The organism is Serratia sp. NA_13, assembly GCF_052691735.1.
Window position 1 is genome coordinate 1 of the sequence record NZ_JBQZFV010000016.1, and the last position, 19,045, is coordinate 19,045.

At 54.4% G+C, this 19,045-nt stretch carries 16 protein-coding genes and 3 pseudogenes; 13 read left to right on the plus strand and 6 right to left on the minus strand.

The annotated features are described in order from the left end of the window. Positions 1–74 precede the first annotated feature (74 nt). Genes ACUTSU_RS18675 through ACUTSU_RS18685 form a run of 3 tightly spaced genes read right to left on the minus strand, consistent with a single transcriptional unit; the run spans position 75 to position 2,832 of the window. The gene (locus ACUTSU_RS18675; RefSeq protein ID WP_445654561.1) at positions 75–473 is read right to left on the minus strand and encodes a RidA family protein; all 399 of its coding nucleotides are present in this window, start codon (positions 471–473) and stop codon (positions 75–77) included. A gap of 17 nt (positions 474–490) precedes the next feature. After that, positions 491–1,930, minus strand: coding sequence for an N-acyl-D-amino-acid deacylase family protein (locus tag ACUTSU_RS18680; RefSeq protein ID WP_445654562.1), 1,440 nt, complete (start codon positions 1,928–1,930; stop codon positions 491–493). Positions 1,931–1,968: 38 nt separating this feature from the next. Continuing rightward, complete coding sequence (locus ACUTSU_RS18685; RefSeq protein WP_445654563.1) at positions 1,969–2,832, minus strand: MurR/RpiR family transcriptional regulator; 864 nt, start codon at positions 2,830–2,832, stop codon at positions 1,969–1,971. A 192-nt stretch (positions 2,833–3,024) separates the two neighbouring features. Between ACUTSU_RS18685 and ACUTSU_RS18690 the strand changes: the two genes are divergently transcribed. The 5 genes and pseudogenes from ACUTSU_RS18690 to ridA all read left to right on the plus strand — a co-directional run bounded on the left by ACUTSU_RS18690 (position 3,025) and on the right by ridA (position 6,953). Further along, a complete protein-coding gene (locus ACUTSU_RS18690; protein ID WP_445654564.1) occupies positions 3,025–4,266 on the plus strand; it encodes an amino acid deaminase in 1,242 nt (413 codons plus the stop codon). 158 nt (positions 4,267–4,424) lie between these two features. Next, a pseudogene (locus ACUTSU_RS18695) lies at positions 4,425–4,574 on the plus strand (iron chelate uptake ABC transporter family permease subunit); the annotation flags it as partial. Between the two features lie 303 nt (positions 4,575–4,877). Then, the gene (gene pyrB, locus ACUTSU_RS18700; RefSeq protein ID WP_445651212.1) at positions 4,878–5,813 is read left to right on the plus strand and encodes an aspartate carbamoyltransferase; all 936 of its coding nucleotides are present in this window, start codon (positions 4,878–4,880) and stop codon (positions 5,811–5,813) included. A 12-nt stretch (positions 5,814–5,825) separates the two neighbouring features. Next, on the plus strand, positions 5,826–6,290 hold the full coding sequence (gene pyrI, locus ACUTSU_RS18705; RefSeq protein WP_445651211.1) for an aspartate carbamoyltransferase regulatory subunit: 465 nt from the start codon (positions 5,826–5,828) through the stop codon (positions 6,288–6,290). Positions 6,291–6,566: 276 nt separating this feature from the next. Further along, positions 6,567–6,953, plus strand: a complete 387-nt coding sequence (ridA, locus tag ACUTSU_RS18710; RefSeq protein ID WP_012004999.1) for a 2-iminobutanoate/2-iminopropanoate deaminase — start codon at positions 6,567–6,569, stop codon at positions 6,951–6,953. Positions 6,954–7,001: 48 nt separating this feature from the next. Here ridA and ACUTSU_RS18715 read toward each other — a convergent pair whose 3' ends face one another. Beyond that, positions 7,002–7,181, minus strand: coding sequence for a hypothetical protein (locus tag ACUTSU_RS18715; protein WP_445654565.1), 180 nt, complete (start codon positions 7,179–7,181; stop codon positions 7,002–7,004). A 213-nt stretch (positions 7,182–7,394) separates the two neighbouring features. On the opposite strand from ACUTSU_RS18715, the pseudogene ACUTSU_RS18720 reads away from it, so the two are divergent. From ACUTSU_RS18720 to ACUTSU_RS18730, 3 genes and pseudogenes are all read left to right on the plus strand, one after another. Continuing rightward, a pseudogene (locus ACUTSU_RS18720) lies at positions 7,395–7,562 on the plus strand (peptidase); the annotation flags it as partial. Between the two features lie 334 nt (positions 7,563–7,896). Continuing rightward, positions 7,897–8,427: pseudogene (locus ACUTSU_RS18725) on the plus strand (hypothetical protein); the annotation flags it as partial. Next, positions 8,420–8,896 (plus strand): hypothetical protein, encoded by a 477-nt coding sequence (locus ACUTSU_RS18730; RefSeq protein WP_445654566.1) that lies wholly within the window; start codon positions 8,420–8,422, stop codon positions 8,894–8,896. The pseudogene ACUTSU_RS18725 and the gene ACUTSU_RS18730, both read left to right, overlap by 8 nt. Positions 8,897–8,958: 62 nt before the next feature. On the opposite strand, the gene mgtA is transcribed toward ACUTSU_RS18730, so the two are convergent. Next, entirely contained in the window at positions 8,959–11,667 is a 2,709-nt protein-coding gene (mgtA, locus tag ACUTSU_RS18735; RefSeq protein ID WP_445654567.1) for a magnesium-translocating P-type ATPase, read from the minus strand. A 421-nt stretch (positions 11,668–12,088) separates the two neighbouring features. Here mgtA and treR point away from each other — a divergent pair, with 421 nt between their 5' ends. The 4 genes from treR to ACUTSU_RS18755 all read left to right on the plus strand — a co-directional run bounded on the left by treR (position 12,089) and on the right by ACUTSU_RS18755 (position 16,728). Beyond that, complete coding sequence (gene treR / locus ACUTSU_RS18740; protein WP_445651209.1) at positions 12,089–13,036, plus strand: trehalose operon repressor TreR; 948 nt, start codon at positions 12,089–12,091, stop codon at positions 13,034–13,036. A gap of 297 nt (positions 13,037–13,333) precedes the next feature. Beyond that, positions 13,334–14,473 carry a tail fiber domain-containing protein gene (locus tag ACUTSU_RS18745; RefSeq protein ID WP_445654568.1) on the plus strand — a complete coding sequence of 380 codons (1,140 nt, stop codon included), beginning with the start codon at positions 13,334–13,336 and terminating at the stop codon, positions 14,471–14,473. Positions 14,474–14,599: 126 nt separating this feature from the next. Beyond that, a complete protein-coding gene (locus tag ACUTSU_RS18750) occupies positions 14,600–16,456 on the plus strand; it encodes an S-type pyocin domain-containing protein (protein ID WP_445654569.1) in 1,857 nt (618 codons plus the stop codon). Next, on the plus strand, positions 16,456–16,728 hold the full coding sequence (locus ACUTSU_RS18755; RefSeq protein WP_445651207.1) for a colicin immunity domain-containing protein: 273 nt from the start codon (positions 16,456–16,458) through the stop codon (positions 16,726–16,728). The genes ACUTSU_RS18750 and ACUTSU_RS18755 overlap by 1 nt, the downstream gene beginning before the upstream one ends. Positions 16,729–16,882: 154 nt before the next feature. Here ACUTSU_RS18755 and ACUTSU_RS18760 read toward each other — a convergent pair whose 3' ends face one another. After that, complete coding sequence (locus tag ACUTSU_RS18760) at positions 16,883–17,269, minus strand: Exc2 family lipoprotein (RefSeq protein WP_445651206.1); 387 nt, start codon at positions 17,267–17,269, stop codon at positions 16,883–16,885. 347 nt (positions 17,270–17,616) lie between these two features. On the opposite strand from ACUTSU_RS18760, the gene treB reads away from it, so the two are divergent. Then, positions 17,617–19,032, plus strand: coding sequence for a PTS trehalose transporter subunit IIBC (treB, locus tag ACUTSU_RS18765; RefSeq protein ID WP_445651205.1), 1,416 nt, complete (start codon positions 17,617–17,619; stop codon positions 19,030–19,032). Positions 19,033–19,045: the final 13 nt, after the last annotated feature.

The following is a 19,045-nucleotide window of genomic DNA, read 5'->3' on the forward strand; positions in this document are numbered from 1 at the left end:
GCGGCCAATGCCGCCTCTTCTTGCAATGCAACAAGCAATGAAACCATCACAAGTCATGACAGTTTCATTACCCACTAGCGGGCAATGCGTGCAGCGTTATAGCAGGTGAGATCCACTTCAACTTTGCAATCCACCACTAAATCGGCCACCGCGCAGATACGCGCCGGGGGATGCGCGGCAAAAAACTCACGGAACACTTTATTGAATGACTGGAAGTAACGGGCATCGGTCAGAATGACCTTAACGTGCACCACGTCCTCCAGGCCATATCCCGCTTCCTGCATAATATCCAGGCAGTTTTGGATCGCCAGGCGCGATTGCTCGATAATGCCGCCCTCCACCACTTCACCGTCTTTCATCGGTGTCTGGCCGGAGATATACAGCCAACCACCAGCTTCTACCGCTCTGGAAAAGGGCAGGTGTTGCCCCCCCGTGCCGGTGCCACCATCAATACCGTATCTTTTGATTGTCATACCTTGCTCCTGTCGATTTATTTGCCCTGGCGGCACAAAAACCGCCCGGCGCGCAGGCCGGTCACGGCCTGATGTTGATAACTTAGTACGCCGTTCACCCACACCGCGTCAATCCCGGCGGCCGGTTGTTGGGGCTGGCTGAACGTCGCGCTGTCTTTCACTTTCAACGCATCGAACAATACCAGATCGGCGTAGTACCCCATTTTGATCAGCCCACGCTGCGGCAGTTGATAGCGCGCTGCGGACATGCCACTCATTTTGTGTACCGCCACGGTCAGGGGGAACAGTCCTTCGTCACGGCTGTAATGACCCAGCACGCGCGGGAAGGCTCCCCACAGGCGCGGATGCGGCATCGGATCGTTCGGCAGGCCATCCGACCCCACCATAGTCAACGGATAACTCAACACCCGGCGTACATCCTGCTCGTCCATATTGTAATAAATCGCCCCCGCCGGCATCAGCCGCCTGCCGGCCTCATGCAGGCTCATTGACCAAGCCCCGGCGATGTCCCGCAAGGATTGCCCCGCCATCTCCGGGTACGTTTCAGACCAGGTGATGACGATATCGAACTCATCGGTGATCTGTTTTAAATCCAGTGTCGATGAACTGGCGGAATAAGGGTAACAGTCGCAGGACACGTCCTGCGTCTGGCGCACCTTGTCGAACAGCTTGAGCGTTTCCTGCGTGCGGCCCCAGTTTTTGGCCCCGGCGCATTTATGATGCGAAATCACTACCGGCACCCGGCCGTGGCGGCCAATGCGGAAGGCCTCATCCATCGCCTCGAGGATAGGTTCAAACTCCGAGCGCAAATGGGTGGTGTAAATTCCCTGCTCACCCGCCAGCTCTTCCGCCAGTGCCATCACCTCTTGCGTGGGGGCAGAGAACGCCGAGGCATAGGCCAGGCCGGTGCTCAACCCCAACGCACCCTGTTGCAATGCCATGCGTAACTGCTCACGCATGGCGCCGATTTCCTCGGCATTAGCCGGGCGAAACAGGTCGTCCATCTGGTTACTGCGCAGCGTTGTGTGCCCGATCAGCGTCGCCACATTCACCGCCGGTGTGACGGCCTCGACCTGCTGACGATAATCGGCAATCGTTGGGTAAACGAAATGCTCTTTTTCTCCCAGCAGGTTCATCGGGTCGGGCACGCTGGTTTTGATCACCGCCCCGGCGGCGCTGATGCCGCAGTTGCCGACAATCACCGTTGTCACCCCCTGGGATATCTTCGGCAGCATCTCGGGCATGCGGATCACGTTGGTGTCGTCGTGAGTATGTACGTCGATAAATCCTGGCGACAATACCCGTTCGCGCCCCTCTATCACCACCTCGGCGTCGGCCTCGATGACAGGCGCAATCGCCGCGATGCGGTCGTCTTTGACCGCAACATCCGCCCGATACTGTGGCCCGCCGCTGCCGTCGATCACCGTGACATTTTTAAACAGATACTGATACCGCATGAATCATCATCCTTCCGTTAGGGTCTGTGGGATCCGGCTCAGTCACCCAGCGGCTGCCGATCGGCCCCCCCGCGATGGCTGTCCAGCGCCAACTTGATGCGGCGTAGCCGATCCCTGGACTGGCGTTTATTCGCCATGGCCAGCGCCGTCGCCAGCACGTCCACCATCGCCAGCATGGCGTAGCGCGAGCTGCTGGGTTTGTAGATGTAATCATTTTCCTGCACCACCAACGCCAGCAGCACGTCAGCCTGCGCCGCCAGTGGCGTTCCGGCAGGGGCAATCGCCACCACTTTAGCCCCGTACTGGCGGGCGATGGCGGCACTTTCCACCACTTCCTGCGTGTAGCCGCCCAGTGACAGCGCCACGATCACATCCTGCCTGCTCACCGCCGCCGCCATCATGCGCACCAGCAAGCCATCACTCTGTGCCGTCACCGGTAACCCCAGACGAAACAGCCGGTGCTGTACTTCAGCGGCACAAATGGTCGAGCCGCCGCCCATGCCAATGGCCAGAATTTGCCGCGCGTCGCTGAGCCACTCCACCGCCTTGGCCAGCGCGGCGTCATCGAGGGTCCGCCGATTAATATTCAGGACATTGATAATGCTTTCATAAATCCCCTGAATTCCTTCAAGGTCCGGCTCTTCGTGAATGAAACGTTGCCCCACCGCCAACGACTGCGCCAGCTTGACCTTAAGGTCCCGCACGTCCCGGCAACCCAGCGTTTTGGCGAAGCGCGTGATCGAGGCTTGGCTAACGTTGGCCTGCCGGGCCAATTCGGCAATCGGCAGGGCGGTCACCGTCTCCGCATCATCCAGAATGAATTGTGCGATACGTTTTTCGGTGCTGCTCAGCTCAATAAAACGCTCCGTAATGCGCGAGATAATGTCGATTTCAACACCCATCGCCTGACCTCATAGTGGTTAAATTTTGTCATTTACAATGCAAGAAAACAGTGGAAGACTACACAAAAAACAGTTCTAAAAATGATACTTTGTACCCAACTCACAATAATTAATATTTAAAAATCATTTAAATCAATAATTTTAGTAACGATACTCATTTCAAAAAAGATAGAGCACCTAAAGGATAATGTTATGAAATACCAAACAGATTTCACCGTTACCCACAAGGCCGCCGTGATGCACAGCGCCCCGAGCGGTCCGGCTAACCTGCTCAATGAAGATGTCTGCCTGCCGGCCGCCGCCATCAAGCGCAGCAGCCTGGAAAACAATATTACCTGGATGCAAAACTATGCCGATGCGCGCGGCGTCTCTTTAGCCCCACACGGTAAAACCACCATGACGCCGTGGATCTTCCAGCGTCAGGTAGCGCAAGGGGCCTGGGCCATTGGCGTCGGCTCCGCCTGGCAGGCAAAAGTGGCCATGGAAGCCGGCGTACCCCGGGTATTGATGGCGAACCAACTGGTCGGTAAGGCCAATATGCAACTGATCGCCGAACTCAAGGCACAGCACCCCGCTAGCGGTTTCTTTTGCTGTATCGACAGCCTGAACAATGCGCAAACTCTCGCGGCCTTTTTCAGCCAGCGCGGGCAAACGCTGGATGTGTTGGTGGAGTTAGGGGTCCCCGGCGGGCGCTGCGGTTGCCGCAGCGTGGCGCAGGCGCAGCAGCTGGCACAGGAGATAGCCGCGCTGCCGGGTTTGCGTCTGCACGGTATCGAGCTGTATGAAGGCGTGATGCACGGCGACGACGCCCAGAGCAAAATCGAACAATTCCTGCGTGAAGCCGCTGGGCTGCTGCGCAGGCTACACCAGCAAGGTTTGTTGAACGTTGAGCAACCGATCCTGACCGGTGCCGGTTCCTCCTGGTATGACGTGGTTTGTAACGTCTGGAGTGAAGAGGCGCTGCCGGCAAACTGTCGCGTGGTGATCCGCCCCGGCTGCTACATCACCCACGATCAGGGAATTTACCAGGACGCGCAAAATGCGGTGTTGGCCCGTGACAGCTACGCCTGTGATTTGGCGGGGGAATTAACCTCGGCACTGGAACTGGTGGCGCTGGTGCAATCAGTGCCTGAGCCGGGCCGGGTTATCGTCAACTTCGGCAAACGAGATGCCGCCTTCGACGCCGGTCTGCCGCAACCGATAGCCCATTACCGCAACGGGGTTCGCCAGCAAAGCGACACGCAGCACCTGATAACCCATGGCATCATGGATCAGCACGCCATGTTAAGCTGCCCGGCGGAGTTCCCGGTGCAGGTCGGTGATATTCTGGTGTTCGCCACGTCTCACCCGTGTTTGACCTTTGATAAATGGAAAACACTGTTTTTGATTGACGATAATTACAACGTTATAGAAACCATTGAGACATTTTTCTGATAACGGAAAAGGAAGCCTGATGAATAACCTGCCCACCGACAGTCTTTTATCGGTGCAGAATCTTTCCCTGGCCGGCCCAGGGAAAGCCCTTATCGGCCATCAAACCCCGGCAGCGCTCCCGCTCTATTGCCTTGCGCTGGCGATCGCTGGATGGCCTGCTGGCGGGCGTATTGGGCGCCATACTGCTCTCTGCCAGCGATCTGCTCAGCCGAGTCATTACCGCGCCACAGGAACTGCCTATCGGCATTATTACTGCCGGTCTCGGTGGTATTTTCGTGCTGGCTATTTTGCTACGACGAACCCAGTGATCGTCAATTGATACGGTCTTTCTCTAAAGGCCACCAGCCAATCGATTGCGAAAGGGCACAAATCGGCGCTTTAGCGCTTGCAGTGATCAAACGCGCGAGTATAATGCGCGACAATTTGCCAGGAGAAAGCATGAAAAACGACGCTTGTTTTGTTAGCCATAACCGACAAAACCGACTGCCAAGCGGCAGCCAACTGCCGTTGTTTCTCCTGTTGCTAAACCGATCGTTTCAAGCCCCTCGTTGAGGGGCTTTTTTTTGCCTGAAAAGTCCCGCGCCGCGGGCACGAGTCGAGGAGAGTGAAAAATGGCCAACCCGCTGTATCACAAACATATCATCTCTATTAACGATCTCAGCCGCGAGGATCTGGAGCTGGTGCTGCGCACCGCCGCCAGCCTGAAAGCCAATCCACAACCCGAGCTGTTAAAGCACAAGGTGATCGCCAGCTGCTTCTTTGAAGCCTCCACCCGTACCCGCCTGTCGTTTGAAACCTCGATGCACCGTCTGGGCGCTTCGGTGGTGGGCTTCGCCGACGGCAGCAATACCTCGCTCGGCAAGAAAGGTGAAACCCTGGCCGACACCATCTCGGTGATTGGTACCTACGTCGATGCCATCGTGATGCGTCACCCGCAGGAAGGCGCGGCGCGGCTGGCGACCGAGTTCTCCGGCGGTATTCCGGTGCTCAACGCCGGCGACGGTGCCAACCAGCACCCGACCCAGACGCTGCTCGACCTGTTCACCATTCAGGAAACCCAGGGCCGCCTGAACAACATCAATATCGCCATGGTCGGCGACCTGAAATACGGTCGCACCGTACACTCGCTGGCGCAGGCGCTGGCCAAGTTTGAAGGTAACCGCTTCTTCTTCATCGCCCCGGACGCGCTGGCGATGCCAGCCTACATCCTGCAGATGCTGGAAGAGAAAGGCATTCAATACAGCCTGCACAGCAGCATTGAAGAAGTGGTGCCTATGCTTGATATTCTCTACATGACCCGGGTGCAGAAAGAGCGCCTGGATCCTTCCGAATACGCCAACGTGAAAGCGCAGTTCGTACTGCGCGCGGCAGATCTGGCCGGGGCACGTGACAACCTCAAGGTGCTGCACCCGCTGCCGCGCATTGATGAGATCACCACCGACGTGGATAAAACGCCGTACGCCTACTACTTCCAGCAGGCGGGCAACGGCATTTTCGCCCGTCAGGCGCTGTTGGCGCTGGTATTAAACGCAGATTTGGCTCTTTAAGGGGGAACCGTCATGACTCACGATAACAAACTGCAGGTTGAAGCGATCAGGTGCGGTACGGTGATTGACCATATTCCGGCGCAGATAGGTTTTAAGCTGCTGACGCTGTTCAAGCTGACCGCCACCGACCAGCGCATTACCATCGGCCTGAACCTGCCTTCAGGCGAGCTGGGCCGCAAAGACCTGATCAAAATCGAGAACACCTTCCTGACCGAACAACAGGCCAACCAGCTGGCGATGTACGCCCCCAAAGCCACGGTCAACCGAATCGACAATTACGAAGTGGTGCGCAAACTGCCCCTCAGCCTGCCGGGCCATATCGACGGCGTGCTGACCTGCCCGAACAGCAACTGCATCAGCCGTAGTGAGCCAGTGTCCTCCAGCTTTAGCGTGAAATCCCACAACGGCAACGTATATCTGAAGTGCCGCTACTGCGAGAAAGAGTTCGAACATCAGGTGGTGTTGCAGGCAGACTGAAATATGCCTATTGACCGGGAACGGCGCTGTTAATCTGCTCGACACTCCCTATAATGGAATGCCGTAGGGCCGAATTTGTTCGCCCCTACGGCGAGCACACGCAGCCGACCACGCTGCGTTTTGAAAGACAAATGGTATACCCTAAATAATTGGAGTTGCGTCAAGGCGGCAAGGGAACTCATCCCGATGAGCTTACTGTAGTAAGTGATTCGGGTGGGTGAGCGCTGCCAACACAGAGGCAGCTTCAAGTATGACGGGTATATATCAGGAGAAAAAATGTCACGTAACATTAGCACTGAACTCGCCCCGGCAGCCATTGGTCCTTACGTGCAGGGCGTTGATCTGGGCAGCATGATCATCACTTCCGGTCAGATCCCGGTCGATCCTAAAACCGGTGCCGTTGCCGACGACGTGGCCGCTCAGGCACGCCAGTCACTGGAAAACGTTAAAGCAATCGTTGAAGCTGCCGGCCTGAAAGTCGCCGACATCGTGAAAACCACGGTCTTCGTCAAAGACCTGAACGATTTCGCCACCGTTAACGCCGCTTACGAAAGCTTCTTCACTGAGCACAACGCGCCGTTCCCGGCCCGTTCTTGCGTCGAAGTGGCCCGTCTGCCAAAAGACGTGAAAATCGAAATCGAAGCCATCGCCGTTCGTCGTTAATTCCACGACCACACACGCGCCCAACGGTCAGCCATCGGCTGGCCGTTTTTATTTTTCCATGAACCGCACAAGCCGTTCAACGCTGATAGCCGGTATTGGTTTTGACGTGGCGCAGTGGGAAATTTGGGCGGCATTGACCGTAGCGCTACGTTGTCTTTGCCGGAGGAAGAGACCCGCTTGCAGCCTTTTGCCCTGCTCGACTTCTTCGCCCACCGCCAGATCACCCATGCTTTGTACCCACGGTGTTGGTGGCTGAAATTGTCAGTGCGCCACAGCCGGAAAACCTGGCGTTGCGTTACCTGTTTACCACAGGGGAAAAGCTCAACCCGGTCAGCCTCAGCGGGGTGAGCTACCCGTAGGTGGATTACTACAGCCCGACGGAAGCTACCATCTTCGCCACCTGGAATTTGGTCAGTTGTGCCACTCAACACGCCCCTGCCACTATCGGTCGGCCTGCCGCTCGACGTGATGATCTACCCGCGCGACAGTTTCAGCAGCGCACAACAATACCGCATCACCGAAGATCATCCGCATTTCAACGCCATCCGCAAAGGCTGGGGTGAAGGACTGGTCTGCATTTTTAAACAGTTACCGCCGCTGCAGCTGTAAGTTGTTTTCGGGCTCAGTATACTGAGCCCTAAATCCTCCCTTATTCGATCGCGCAGGCACGCAACAACGCCTCCAGCGGGTAGCCCGCCGCAATCACCACTTCGTCTCTCTCTGCCAGAGGAGCGAAATCCAGCATCAAACCTGTTTTTTGCACAGACTGGCATCCATAACGCGTAATGGATGCTACTTCGGCTACTTTTCTTAAAAGGATATCCCCGCCATGTAATGATCGGCTGACATGTTAAAATTCATCAGTTAATCAAACAGGAAAAAGGGTCAAGGATGAGTAAGCGTAACGACATCATTGATGGCCGGGAATATGGCAGTCCCTATGATTACCTATTCGCAGTCTATGGTTGATCCGTTTTACACCATAAAAATGGGTAAATTTATTACCTGGCGTATTAAAAGAGGCCGTTCGTATTTCGAACGCCAGAGCATTGCACTTGCGATGATGATGTCGTTGGCCCGAAAATTTGAAGGACTCCAAGCCTCATTCCCAATCAATATCGTTACAGACAGTGGATTCAGCGGAGAGGATTTGGTTTCGGATCTGCTGGGCTTTTATCGCGTTGTGTCCATTCAAAATCCCTTTGAAATGTTGCGGCCAGTCAGTAAGGCCCAAGCGCTAAAAAGATGGGATCACTACGGGAAGATCGGCTCCTGGAAAAACGATTCCTTTTCACCACTATTATTCCCCGCCCCTGAGAAGTTCCCCAACGCCAAGCCACGTAGAGGCATTCTGCCGAATTTTATGAAGACAGTCAGACCCTGGAGTGACTTCCATTCCGGAATCGTTGGTATCGCCAGCGCTGATGGCTCATACATTGATAAAGCGAAAGGGGGAACATTACCCTATGCGTAGATCACTTAAGCTACTCAGCGTCGTTGCTATCGTGAGTGCTGCTGCGCTCGCGTATATCTGGCCCTATATGCAGATGGAGTTTGCCGGCAGCGCGCACTATACCGAACAGAATAAACGGGAATATGATTTTTATACGCCCGAGATTCTGAGAAAAATTCCCCGTCTGACCCCCCGTTATGACTTCGATTTCGCCAACATCACGGGCCCTGCAACGCATGTGTATGCAGTGAAATTTTACGGTGCCGAGGATACCCATAAAATTGACGATTACCTGACATCAATCGGCTACGAACGCCAGGGCAACTGCAATATTGACAATGTATGCTGGCGCGGCACAGATCTCACGGAAACCGTGATGGTAAGAACCTTAAAGAGCGAAAAAGGTGTCATTGTGCAGGTTGTCTACAACTTCACATCGCAATTGGACGCTAACAAAATGACGGTGAATGGCAGCCGAAAAAGCGAATGAATGTGAGCCGACGGGGTGGATCACAGATGCCCTCTCCCATAGCGCAGAGAGGGCTTGAGAGATTACTGCCAGCCGTAACGGCGCACAAACCAGCCTTTCACACACTGGGTCAGCACCATATAACCGCACAGGATCAGCACCAACCATGGGAAGTAGCCGAGGGGTAACGCCTGCAACTGCAGGAAACTGGCCAGCGGCGAGAAGGTCAGGCCGATACCGGTGGCGATCACCAGCAGGGTCATGATGCACAGCGGCCACGAAGGGCGGCTCTGGATAAACGGAATTTTGCGCGTGCGGATCATATGCACAATCAGCGTTTGCGACAGTAGCCCTTCAACGAACCAGCCGGACTGGAACAGCGTCTGCATTTCCGGCGTATTGGCTTTAAACACCCACCACATCAGGCTAAAGGTCAGCACGTCGAAAATAGAACTGATCGGTCCAAAGAACACCATAAAACGCCCAATATCGCCGGAGTTCCAGCGCTGCGGCTGAGTTATCTGATCGTCATCGACGTTGTCGAACGGAATGGCGATCTGCGAAATGTCATACATCAGGTTCTGGATCAGCAGATGCAACGGCAACATCGGCAGGAACGGCAAAAAGGCGCTGGCGATCAGCACGCTGAAAACGTTACCGAAGTTGGAACTGGCAGTCATCTTGATGTACTTGAGCATGTTGGCGAAGGTGCGACGCCCCTCAATCACCCCTTGCTCCAGCACCATCAAGCTTTTTTCCAGCAGGATAATATCCGCGGCTTCCTTGGCTATATCCACCGCAGAATCCACTGAAATCCCGATATCCGCCGCACGCAGCGCCGGAGCATCGTTAATTCCGTCGCCCATAAAGCCGACCACATGGCCCTGCTGACGCAGCAGCTTGACGATACGTTCCTTATGCAGCGGCGTCAGCTTGGCGAACACCGTGGTACGCACCGCCGCCTGCGCCAGTTGCCGGTCGTCCATCTGTTCGATCTCACTGCCGCGCAGCACATTATCCGCTGCCAGCCCGACGTCTTTACATACCTTGGCCGCCACCAACTCGTTGTCGCCGGTGAGGATCTTCACCGTCACGCCGCTGTTTTTCAGCGCCGCCAGCGCCGGTTCTGTACTCTCTTTTGGCGGATCGAGGAAGGCCACATAACCTTCGAGGATCAGATCCGATTCGTCGGCCACACCGTATTCATAGACCCGCGCCGGCAGGATCTTGTTGGCCACCGCCACCACCCGCAGCCCCTGCTGGTTGAGATCGTCGGTAACGCGACAAATGCGTGCCAGCAACGTTTCGGTCAGCGGGATCACTTGATCTTCCTGCCGCACATGGCTGCAAATCGCCAGCATCTCTTCCAGCGCGCCCTTGCAGATCAACTCGTGATACTGCGCGTCTTTGGCCACCACCACCGACATCCGGCGGCGTTCAAAATCAAACGGGATCTCATCCACTTTTTGGTAATGCTGCAAGGCGTCCGGCTGTTGGCTCTGCTCCGCGCAGCTCAGCACCGCCACGTCGAGCAGGTTTTTCAACCCGGTCTGGTAGAAGCTGTTCAGCCAGGCGTAATGCAGCACCCGATCGCTGGCGACGCCGAACACGTCGGTATGACGCTCCAGCACGATTTTATCCTGGGTCAGGGTGCCGGTTTTGTCGGTACACAGAATGTCCATGGCGCCAAAGTTCTGGATCGCGTCCAGGCGTTTGACGATCACTTTCTGTTTCGACAGCTTCACCGCCCCTCTGGCCAGGGTAGAAGTGACAATCATCGGCAGCATTTCCGGGGTCAACCCTACCGCCACCGACAGCGCGAACAGCGCCGCTTCCCACCAGTCGCCCTTGGTGTAGCCGTTGATCAGCAGCACAATGGGCGTCATCACCATCATAAAACGGATCAACAACCAACTGACTTTACTGATCCCGCTTTGGAAGGCATTGGGTTGCTGATCCTGACCGATCACGCGCTGCGCCAGTTGGCCGAAATAAGTGTCGCCGCCGGTGCCAATCACCATCGCCAGCGCGGTGCCACTCACCACGTTGGTGCCCATAAAGCACAGGTTTTGGCATTCCAGCGGATCTTCCACCTGTTCGCGCAGCTCGGCGATTTTCTCCACCGGCAGGGACTCACCGGTCAGCGCCGCCTGGCTGATAAACAGATCTTTTGCCGACAGCACGCGCAGATCCGCCGGGATCATGTCGCCCGCCGCCAGCTTGATGATGTCGCCCGGCACCAGTTGTGAGATCGGCAGCTCCAGATGCCCGCTTTTACCGGTCAATGCGTCACTCCGGATCACCGTGGCGGTATTGCTGACCATCGCCTTCAGCGCATCCGCCGCCTTGTTGGATCGCGCTTCCTGAATGAAATTCAGCAGCGTGGAGATCACCACCATCAGCGCGATCACCAGTGCGCCGGTCAGATCCTCGGTGGCATAAGAAATCATGCCCAGAGCAGTCAACAGCAGGTTGAACGGATTGCGGTAGCAGTGCCACAGGTGCTGCCACCAGGCCTCTTGCTGCTGATCGTCAATTACGTTCTCACCGCAGCGTTCGCGTACCCGTTCCGCCTCATGGGCGGTTATGCCTTCCGGATGGCTTTGGAAACGCAGATAAAGCTCGGTGGTGTTCGCGGCTGCGCATTCCAGCCTTTGCTCTGCCAAACCGGCGGGCAACCCCTGCGCTTTGCCGCCAAGGCCGTCCAATAGGCTGTCACGGTGCACCAAACGGCGCGGTAAATTGCGGCTGAGCAGGCCCAGCAGCTGACGGGGGATGTTTTTCAGTTTCATTTTTTTGCACCTCGTCCCCCATTGCCTCACGGCAATGGGGGAACACGAGATCCTCCCCGGCCAGGCTTTCGGACACGCCAAAAAGCCTCTGCCGGGGCAGATCCTTACATTTTTAATAGCAGCAGGAGCGAACGACGGGCGCGCGCTACCGGTTACCGTTTATGACTTCACCGGTAAAACAGCAGCGCAAAGCGGGCAGGTTTTACCGGGAAGCCGAGTGGGTGTCTAACGGGGTCGGATCGGGATCCATATAGGTGATAACCTCCGGTAAATGAAAAGAACAAACGACAAGAGCGGCCGTTCCGCGCGATACGCAAATCCCTGCATAGCATCAAGATCCGTTGCGGAAAATAGGCTATGCTGACGGGCATTCAGCGTAGGCCGCCAGTTTACGCCTTTTAACCTCAATGAAAATTAAACCATGCAAAACCGGCTGACCATCAAGGACATCGCACGCCTGAGCGGCGTAGGTAAATCCACCGTATCACGCGTGTTGAACAACGAAGGCAGCGTGAGCCCACAGACCCGCGAACGGGTGGAAGCGGTGATCCGTCAGCAGGGGTTTACCCCATCCAAGTCGGCACGTGCCATGCGCGGCCAGAGCGACAAAGTGGTCGGCATTATCGTTTCCCGTCTCGACTCGCCGTCTGAAAACCAGGCAGTACGCACCATGTTGCCGCTGCTCTATCAGCACGGCTTCGATCCTATCGTGATGGAAAGCCAGTTTGAAACCCGCCTGGTGAAAGAGCATCTGCACGTTCTGCAACAGCGCAACGTTGACGGGGTGATCCTGTTCGGTTTCACCGATCTTACGGCAGCGATGCTCAGCCCATGGCAGGATAAAATGGTGGTGCTGGCGCGTGAATACGACGGTTTTTCCTCGGTTTGCTACGATGACGACGGCGCCGTGCGGCTGCTGATGGAACGCCTGCAACAACAGGGCCATCGGCATATCGGCTACCTGGGGGTGCAGTTGTCGGATGCCACCACCGGTATGCGCCGCCACCAGGCTTACCTCGACGCCTGTCAGCAACAGCAACTCATCCCAAGCGTGGCATTGGGCGAACTGAGCTATCAGAGTGGTTTCCAACTGGCCGCCTCGGTCATCGACCCGCAAACCACCGCGTTGGTGTGTGCCTCCGACACCATCGCCCTGGGTGCCATCAAATACCTGCAACAGCAACATATTGCCCCGCTACAGGTGTGCGGTATCGGTAATACCCCGCTGCTTAACTTCTTGTTCCCCGAAACTTTTTCGGTTGATCTGGGCTACGGCACGGCCGGGCTGCAGGCCGCCCAACAGCTGCTGGGGCAGCTCAGCGGCGAACAAGGCATCCGCCAGATTATCGTGCCAAGCCAACTCGCCTGAAGGCGGGTTGGTTGTTTAGCTCCCCATATCCTTCAGCCTGAAATCCCCTGTTGATGCTCACACCCAGTGAGCGTCACTTCATCGCTATTTTGTATCCGCCACCACACAACAACCGGTAATCGACCTTCCTCGCCCAGCCAAGTAAATTACTGTTTATGCATACAGTTGTTACTGTGTGTTTTAGCGGTTTTTCAGCACACGGAATGTGTACCTCCCCAGACCTGCCATTTAGGAGCAACGGAGGGCACCGGACGCTGTTAACCATCAGGAAACAGAATGTCGAAAAGGAAGATAATCATGACTGAAGAAAAGAAAAATGCTCAGGTGACTAACGGTGTTAATGACGATGTGACTGAGCTGAAATCACTGACCACCCTGCGTAAACGAGTCGTCAGTGACGGTGAAATTGTGACTAAAGCAGCAAACGGTTTCCGCCTGGCAAACGGCAATACCGGCGTGATGCTGCGTAACGACGGTAAGGATTTTTACGCCCTGACCACACCCAACGGCCAGGCACAGGACGGGCAGTGGAACACCCTGCGCCCCTTCTCTTTTAACCTGTCTACCGGCCGGGTATCCCTGCGTAACGGCGTGGATATCTCCGGCGGTGCCATGATCTCGCACAATGCCGGTGTTTCCACTGCGACCACCGGCCCTGCACCTCTGATCGCAGGGCAAGTCTACTATGCTGCCGACGTCAGTACCGGTTTCACTAGTGGCAATGTGACCACCACCATGTTGATGGGATCACGCGTTATCGCCGGTAAGGAGGATTATGGCTTGCTCTCTTACCGTGACTGGCAGGGGAACTGGAACGAATTACAGGTCAGAGCCAACAGCGAGCTTTCAGTCGGGCAATTAATCAAACGCAATGCCGATGGTTGGATTGTAGCTGCCGGAAACTTTGACACCAATAACAATGCTGACCGTATTACCAACGCAATGCGTATACAGGGGAAAGGTAGCCTGTTTGCCGATTTCTACCATTATGAGCGTATTGGCCAACATCACTTTGTAGGATTACATGTTGCCAATGGCGGTGCACAGGGTTGGTACGAGTTCCGCAATGATGGCCACGCCTACGCTAACGGTGCCTGGCACAGCAGCTCAGATGCCCGCATGAAAACGGACATCGAGAAAATAGAAGGTGCGCTGGATAAATTAGGAAAAATTGGCGGTTATACCTACCTGAAACAGGGCGTGCCGGAAGCCGGGGTAATAGCCCAGGAAGTGGAGGCAGTCTTACCTCAAACAGTGACCAAAACTGAATTAAAACTGAATGACGGCAGCGTTCTGAAAGACGCCCGCGGAATTAATATCAATGGCGTGGTCGCCCTTCTGGTCGAAGCGTTAAAGGAAGAACGTGAGGCCCGGCTTGCGCTGGAGTCTCGGTTGTCGGTGCTGGAAGAGGCTATTTCAACAATTCGTAATTCATGAGCAACAGTTGATGGGGCCCTAATCTGGCAAGCATTTATCTCCAGGTTTCAGTAACGCGAACGCCCTGTCATAGGCCTGTGCTCTATCCATAGATATGAACTGTATGTAAACACATGGAGGTTATTTATGCCTGAAGAAATACTTACTGTGACTGCCAATCCCCCGCCAGTTATCGACAGTGGAACTAACCCCGGAGCACCCTTACCCGTTTACGTTCCTTGGCCAGGAATGGGTGGAGTGCGGCCTGGCGGCGGGCGTCCAGCATATGATCCGAACAAGTTGGCTTTTTCCGGGTTATCCAGACTCAGGGAAAGTCAGATGAAAATAAATCAATTTCTGGAAAATGCCATAAATGCCTATCCACAGAATGCAGAGAAAATCAGGGATGAGGCTAATGCGTTATTGACGGATTTAAGAAATACCGGACTCGGTAATAATCCTGAAGTTAATGCAGCAGCTTATGCATTGCAGGAAGCAGTTAACACGTTGCAAATGAATATCGATTTGAAAAATAATCAAGAGCATACCGTCAACAGCAAAGTTCAGGAGACAGAGAACACCTTTCGAGACTTTATGAATAACAATAAGCTCTCGAATTTTATCGACAAGACTGTTGGCATGATTGATGTGGCTATATCAACAACGGGACCATGGCTAATCAAATTATGGAATGAAGCCGTCCCACCTAAAATTAACGCGGAGATTGAGGAAAAAAATAAACTCATCGCATACCTTAACCGGGTAAAAATCCTTACGGGAGATATGACGGCCAAGAAAAACACCTTAAACGCAATAAAAAACAAGGTTGAAACGGAAGCTAGGATTAAGGCCGAAGAAGCCCGCAAGGCCGAAGAAGCAAGGAAAATGCAGTTCGCCAAAGCTGGGGTTTTGGACGCCCCGACTTACACCCCCGAAAAGGCGCAAGCAGCCAATGCTGCGTTAGCGACCGCAGGCGCAATGGTACTCAATCGTGCGCCTGGGATGCTACAGCTATCAACTGCCGCCGAAGGCGTTCTGACCACGACCAGTGAGTTAGCCGGTTCGATAGCAGGGGCTGTGTGGCGAGGAGCCATTGCGTTAGCTGAGGCCGCAACCGTCAGCACTGCAGGGGCAACTGTTGGCGCTTTAGTTATGGGCTTCTGGCCCACAGAAGCAGGGAAAGGCAGCGACAAGCTTTACGGACGCGACATTGTCATGTTTGGTTTTCAGGCCAATCTAATTGCTGCCGGCAAAGTCAGCATTTCGCCGGAAATGCACTCTGTCGACTTACCGGTTCGTGGCTCTTTAGTTATGGAGAATGGTCAGCAACAGGTCAGGCTGGTTAAAACGGGTATGGGTGGCGTACCTACAAGCGTAACTGTTCTAAAGGCAGCACGTGATGAGAAAACCGGGTTGGATAGGATTACGCTTCCTGCGGTGGGAGGTGCACCATCGCAAACCATCCTGGTTAACCCAGCTCCGGCTGGCCCGACAGCGCCTCCCCATACAGGAAACAGTTCGCCTGCCCCCGTCACGCCAGTGCATACTGGCACGACAGTAAAACAGGCAGACAGTATAGTTACCACCAGTTTCCCGGCGGATGACCTTAAAGAGCTGCAGGACTTCATCTACTGGCAGCCGGATGCTACGGGCAGCGGCGTCGAGCCGATTTATGTGATGCTGAGCGATCCGCTTGATTCTGGCCGCTTTACCCGCAAGCAGTTGGACAAGAAATTTAAGCACGCCAGTGATTTTGGTATTGCCGATACAAAAAAAAATAGAGTAACGTTGACTCAATATCGTGATGCAGTTGAAGCACACTTAAAGGATAGAGACACTGTGGAAAAAGGAACTTATCGACGGGAAAAGGGATCTAAGGTGTTCTTTAATACTAAAACAAACAATGTCGTCGTTCTCGATAAGGATGGCGAGTTTGTTTCTGGATGGAATTTAATTCCTGGTTCACCACAATATAACGGATATATTAACACAGGAGTTTTATAATGAGTCTAAAGTTAATTGAGTTGGCCAAAAGGCTAGTATCATCGCAATTAACTGCTGATGATTTCGAGTCACAATTCTTTAAGTTATGGAGAGAAGAAGGGAAGGCAGGACTGTTAGCCAAAGATAGTAAAGATGTTGGTGAGTGTGCATCTGAGATTTTTATCCTTGCTGACTGCTATACTTCCAATCCAGAACGAAGAGAAAGTGAATTGGACTCTGATGGGTTAAAGAGAGAAGTAAAAGAGACCCTGGAAAAATTTCACCTAATTTAATCCATCGATCTTTCTTATAACTCTATCTTAACCAAAGCCCAACAAACTCTCACTTGTTGGGCTTTTTATTAATACCGTCGTATTACTCTATCTATTTACCTGTACCATCAATATTCCATGAAGAGATAAATGGATGATATATCAGCACTACCCCTCACGGCCGCCCTTCATAGCCATCCCAGTAGGTGGCCACGGCGGAATCCAGCAGGATCTGGCGTTGTTTCTGCGGGTTATCCACGGAATATTCCTGATTGATAAATTTCCCCTTCCGCCCCAAATCACTGAGGAATTCAGGACTGCGGAAATGGGCTTCCTGCTGCTCTGCCTGCTGGCGCGTCAATCCCTTGGCCCGATCGGCTTTCCCCATTTGATAAAACTGGTCAAAGAACGGAATAGAGGCTTTTATCGAGTCCGGAATTTGGGTTCGCATTTCTGGGGAAAAATCCTCTCGCGCCATTTGATAAATCGCATGCCGGGCATGGCGTTCCGGGCTGCTTTTTTGGCTGGTACAGGCACTCAGCAACAGCGCGGTGAAAACCATAAGGATCCGGGGCAATGTCAACGTCATCATTCTTCCTTGAAAAAGTACGTGGTAGCGACGCTCATATAACGTATTGGACTAACGAGTCGCGCTAATTTCAATCAACTTATTGATTGTTAAGGGTGACAGTATAGCCGCCAATCCGCTAGTTCAAGATAATATTTCCGGATGTTTCGGCCGTCTCGCAAAATTCCCTGCTGTATAAATGGTCATTTTTTTATCGTTTTGTGATCCTCGCCCCAAACCGGGAACGTTCCCATTCCATAAAAAAAGCGGAGTGACTAAGCTTTGATCATTACTCCAACAACACCTCTGCGGCAGTCCCATACCAAGAAAGGTATCTAATAATGAGCAAAGTAAAACAGCAGGATATCGATCGCCTGATTGTGTTGGTGGGCGGGCGCGAGAATATCGCTACCGTCAGCCACTGCATTACCAGGCTGCGTTTTGTTCTCAATGACCCAGCTCTGGCCAAACCGAATGAAATCGAAGAGCTGCCAATGGTCAAAGGCTGCTTCACCAACGCCGGGCAGTTCCAGGTGGTGATCGGCCCCGAGGTCGGGGATTACTACCAGGCCCTGATCGCCACCACCGGCGTTAATGAAGCCGATAAAGAGCAGGCCAAGGTCGCAGCACGCCAGAACATGACCTGGAGCGAACGCGCCATCTCGCACTTCGCCGAAATCTTCTTCCCCCTGCTGCCTGCTTTAATCAGCGGCGGTTTGATCCTCGGTTTCCGCAACGTCATTGGCGACATCCCGATGTCCGGCGGCCAAACGCTGGCGCAGATGCATCCGGCGTGGAAAACCATCTACGACTTCCTGTGGCTGCTCGGTGAAGCCATCTTCATGTTCTTGCCGGTCGCCATTTGCTGGTCAACGGTAAAAAAAATGGGCGGCACACCGGTACTCGGCATCGTGCTGGGCGTCACGCTGGTTTCACCACAGTTGATGAACTCCTATCAGCTCGGTCAGCAGATCCCGGAGGTGTGGAACTTCGGCTGGTTCACCATTCAGAAAGTCGGCTATCAGGCACAGGTGATCCCTTCCATGCTGGCCGGTATGGCGTTGGGCTGGATTGAGACCCGCTTGAAAAAGATCGTGCCCGATTACCTGTATCTGGTGGTGGTGCCGGTAGTTTCCCTGCTGCTGGCGGTGTTCCTGGCGCACGCGTTTATCGGGCCATTCGGCCGTATGATTGGCGATGGCGTAGCCTGGGCGGTGAAAGCCGTGATGACCGGCAGCTTCGCCCCTATTGGGGCCGCGTTGTTTGGTTTCCTGTATGCACCGCTGGTGATTACCGGCGTGCATCAGACCACGCTGGCCATAGATATGCAGATGATCCAAAGCATGGGCGGCACCCCGGTCTGGCCACTGATTGCGCTGTCCAACATTGCGCAGGCCTCGGCGGTGTTGGGCATCATTATTGTCAGCCGCAAGGCCAACGAGCGTGAAATCTCGGTGCCAGCGGCCATCTCCGCCTACCTCGGCGTCACCGAACCAGCGATGTACGGGATCAACCTGAAATACCGCTTCCCAATGCTGTGCGCAATGATCGGCTCCGCCTTTGCCGGGCTGATCTGCGGCCTGGACGGCGTGATGGCTAACGGTATCGGCGTCGGTGGTTTGCCGGGCATTCTGTCAATCAAACCACAGTTCTGGATGATTTACACGGTGGCGATCCTGGTGGCGGTGGTGATCCCGCTGGTACTGACCATCATGGTTTACAAACGCAAGGCCAGCCGCGGTGAGCTGCCGGTCTGATTGAAATGTAGGG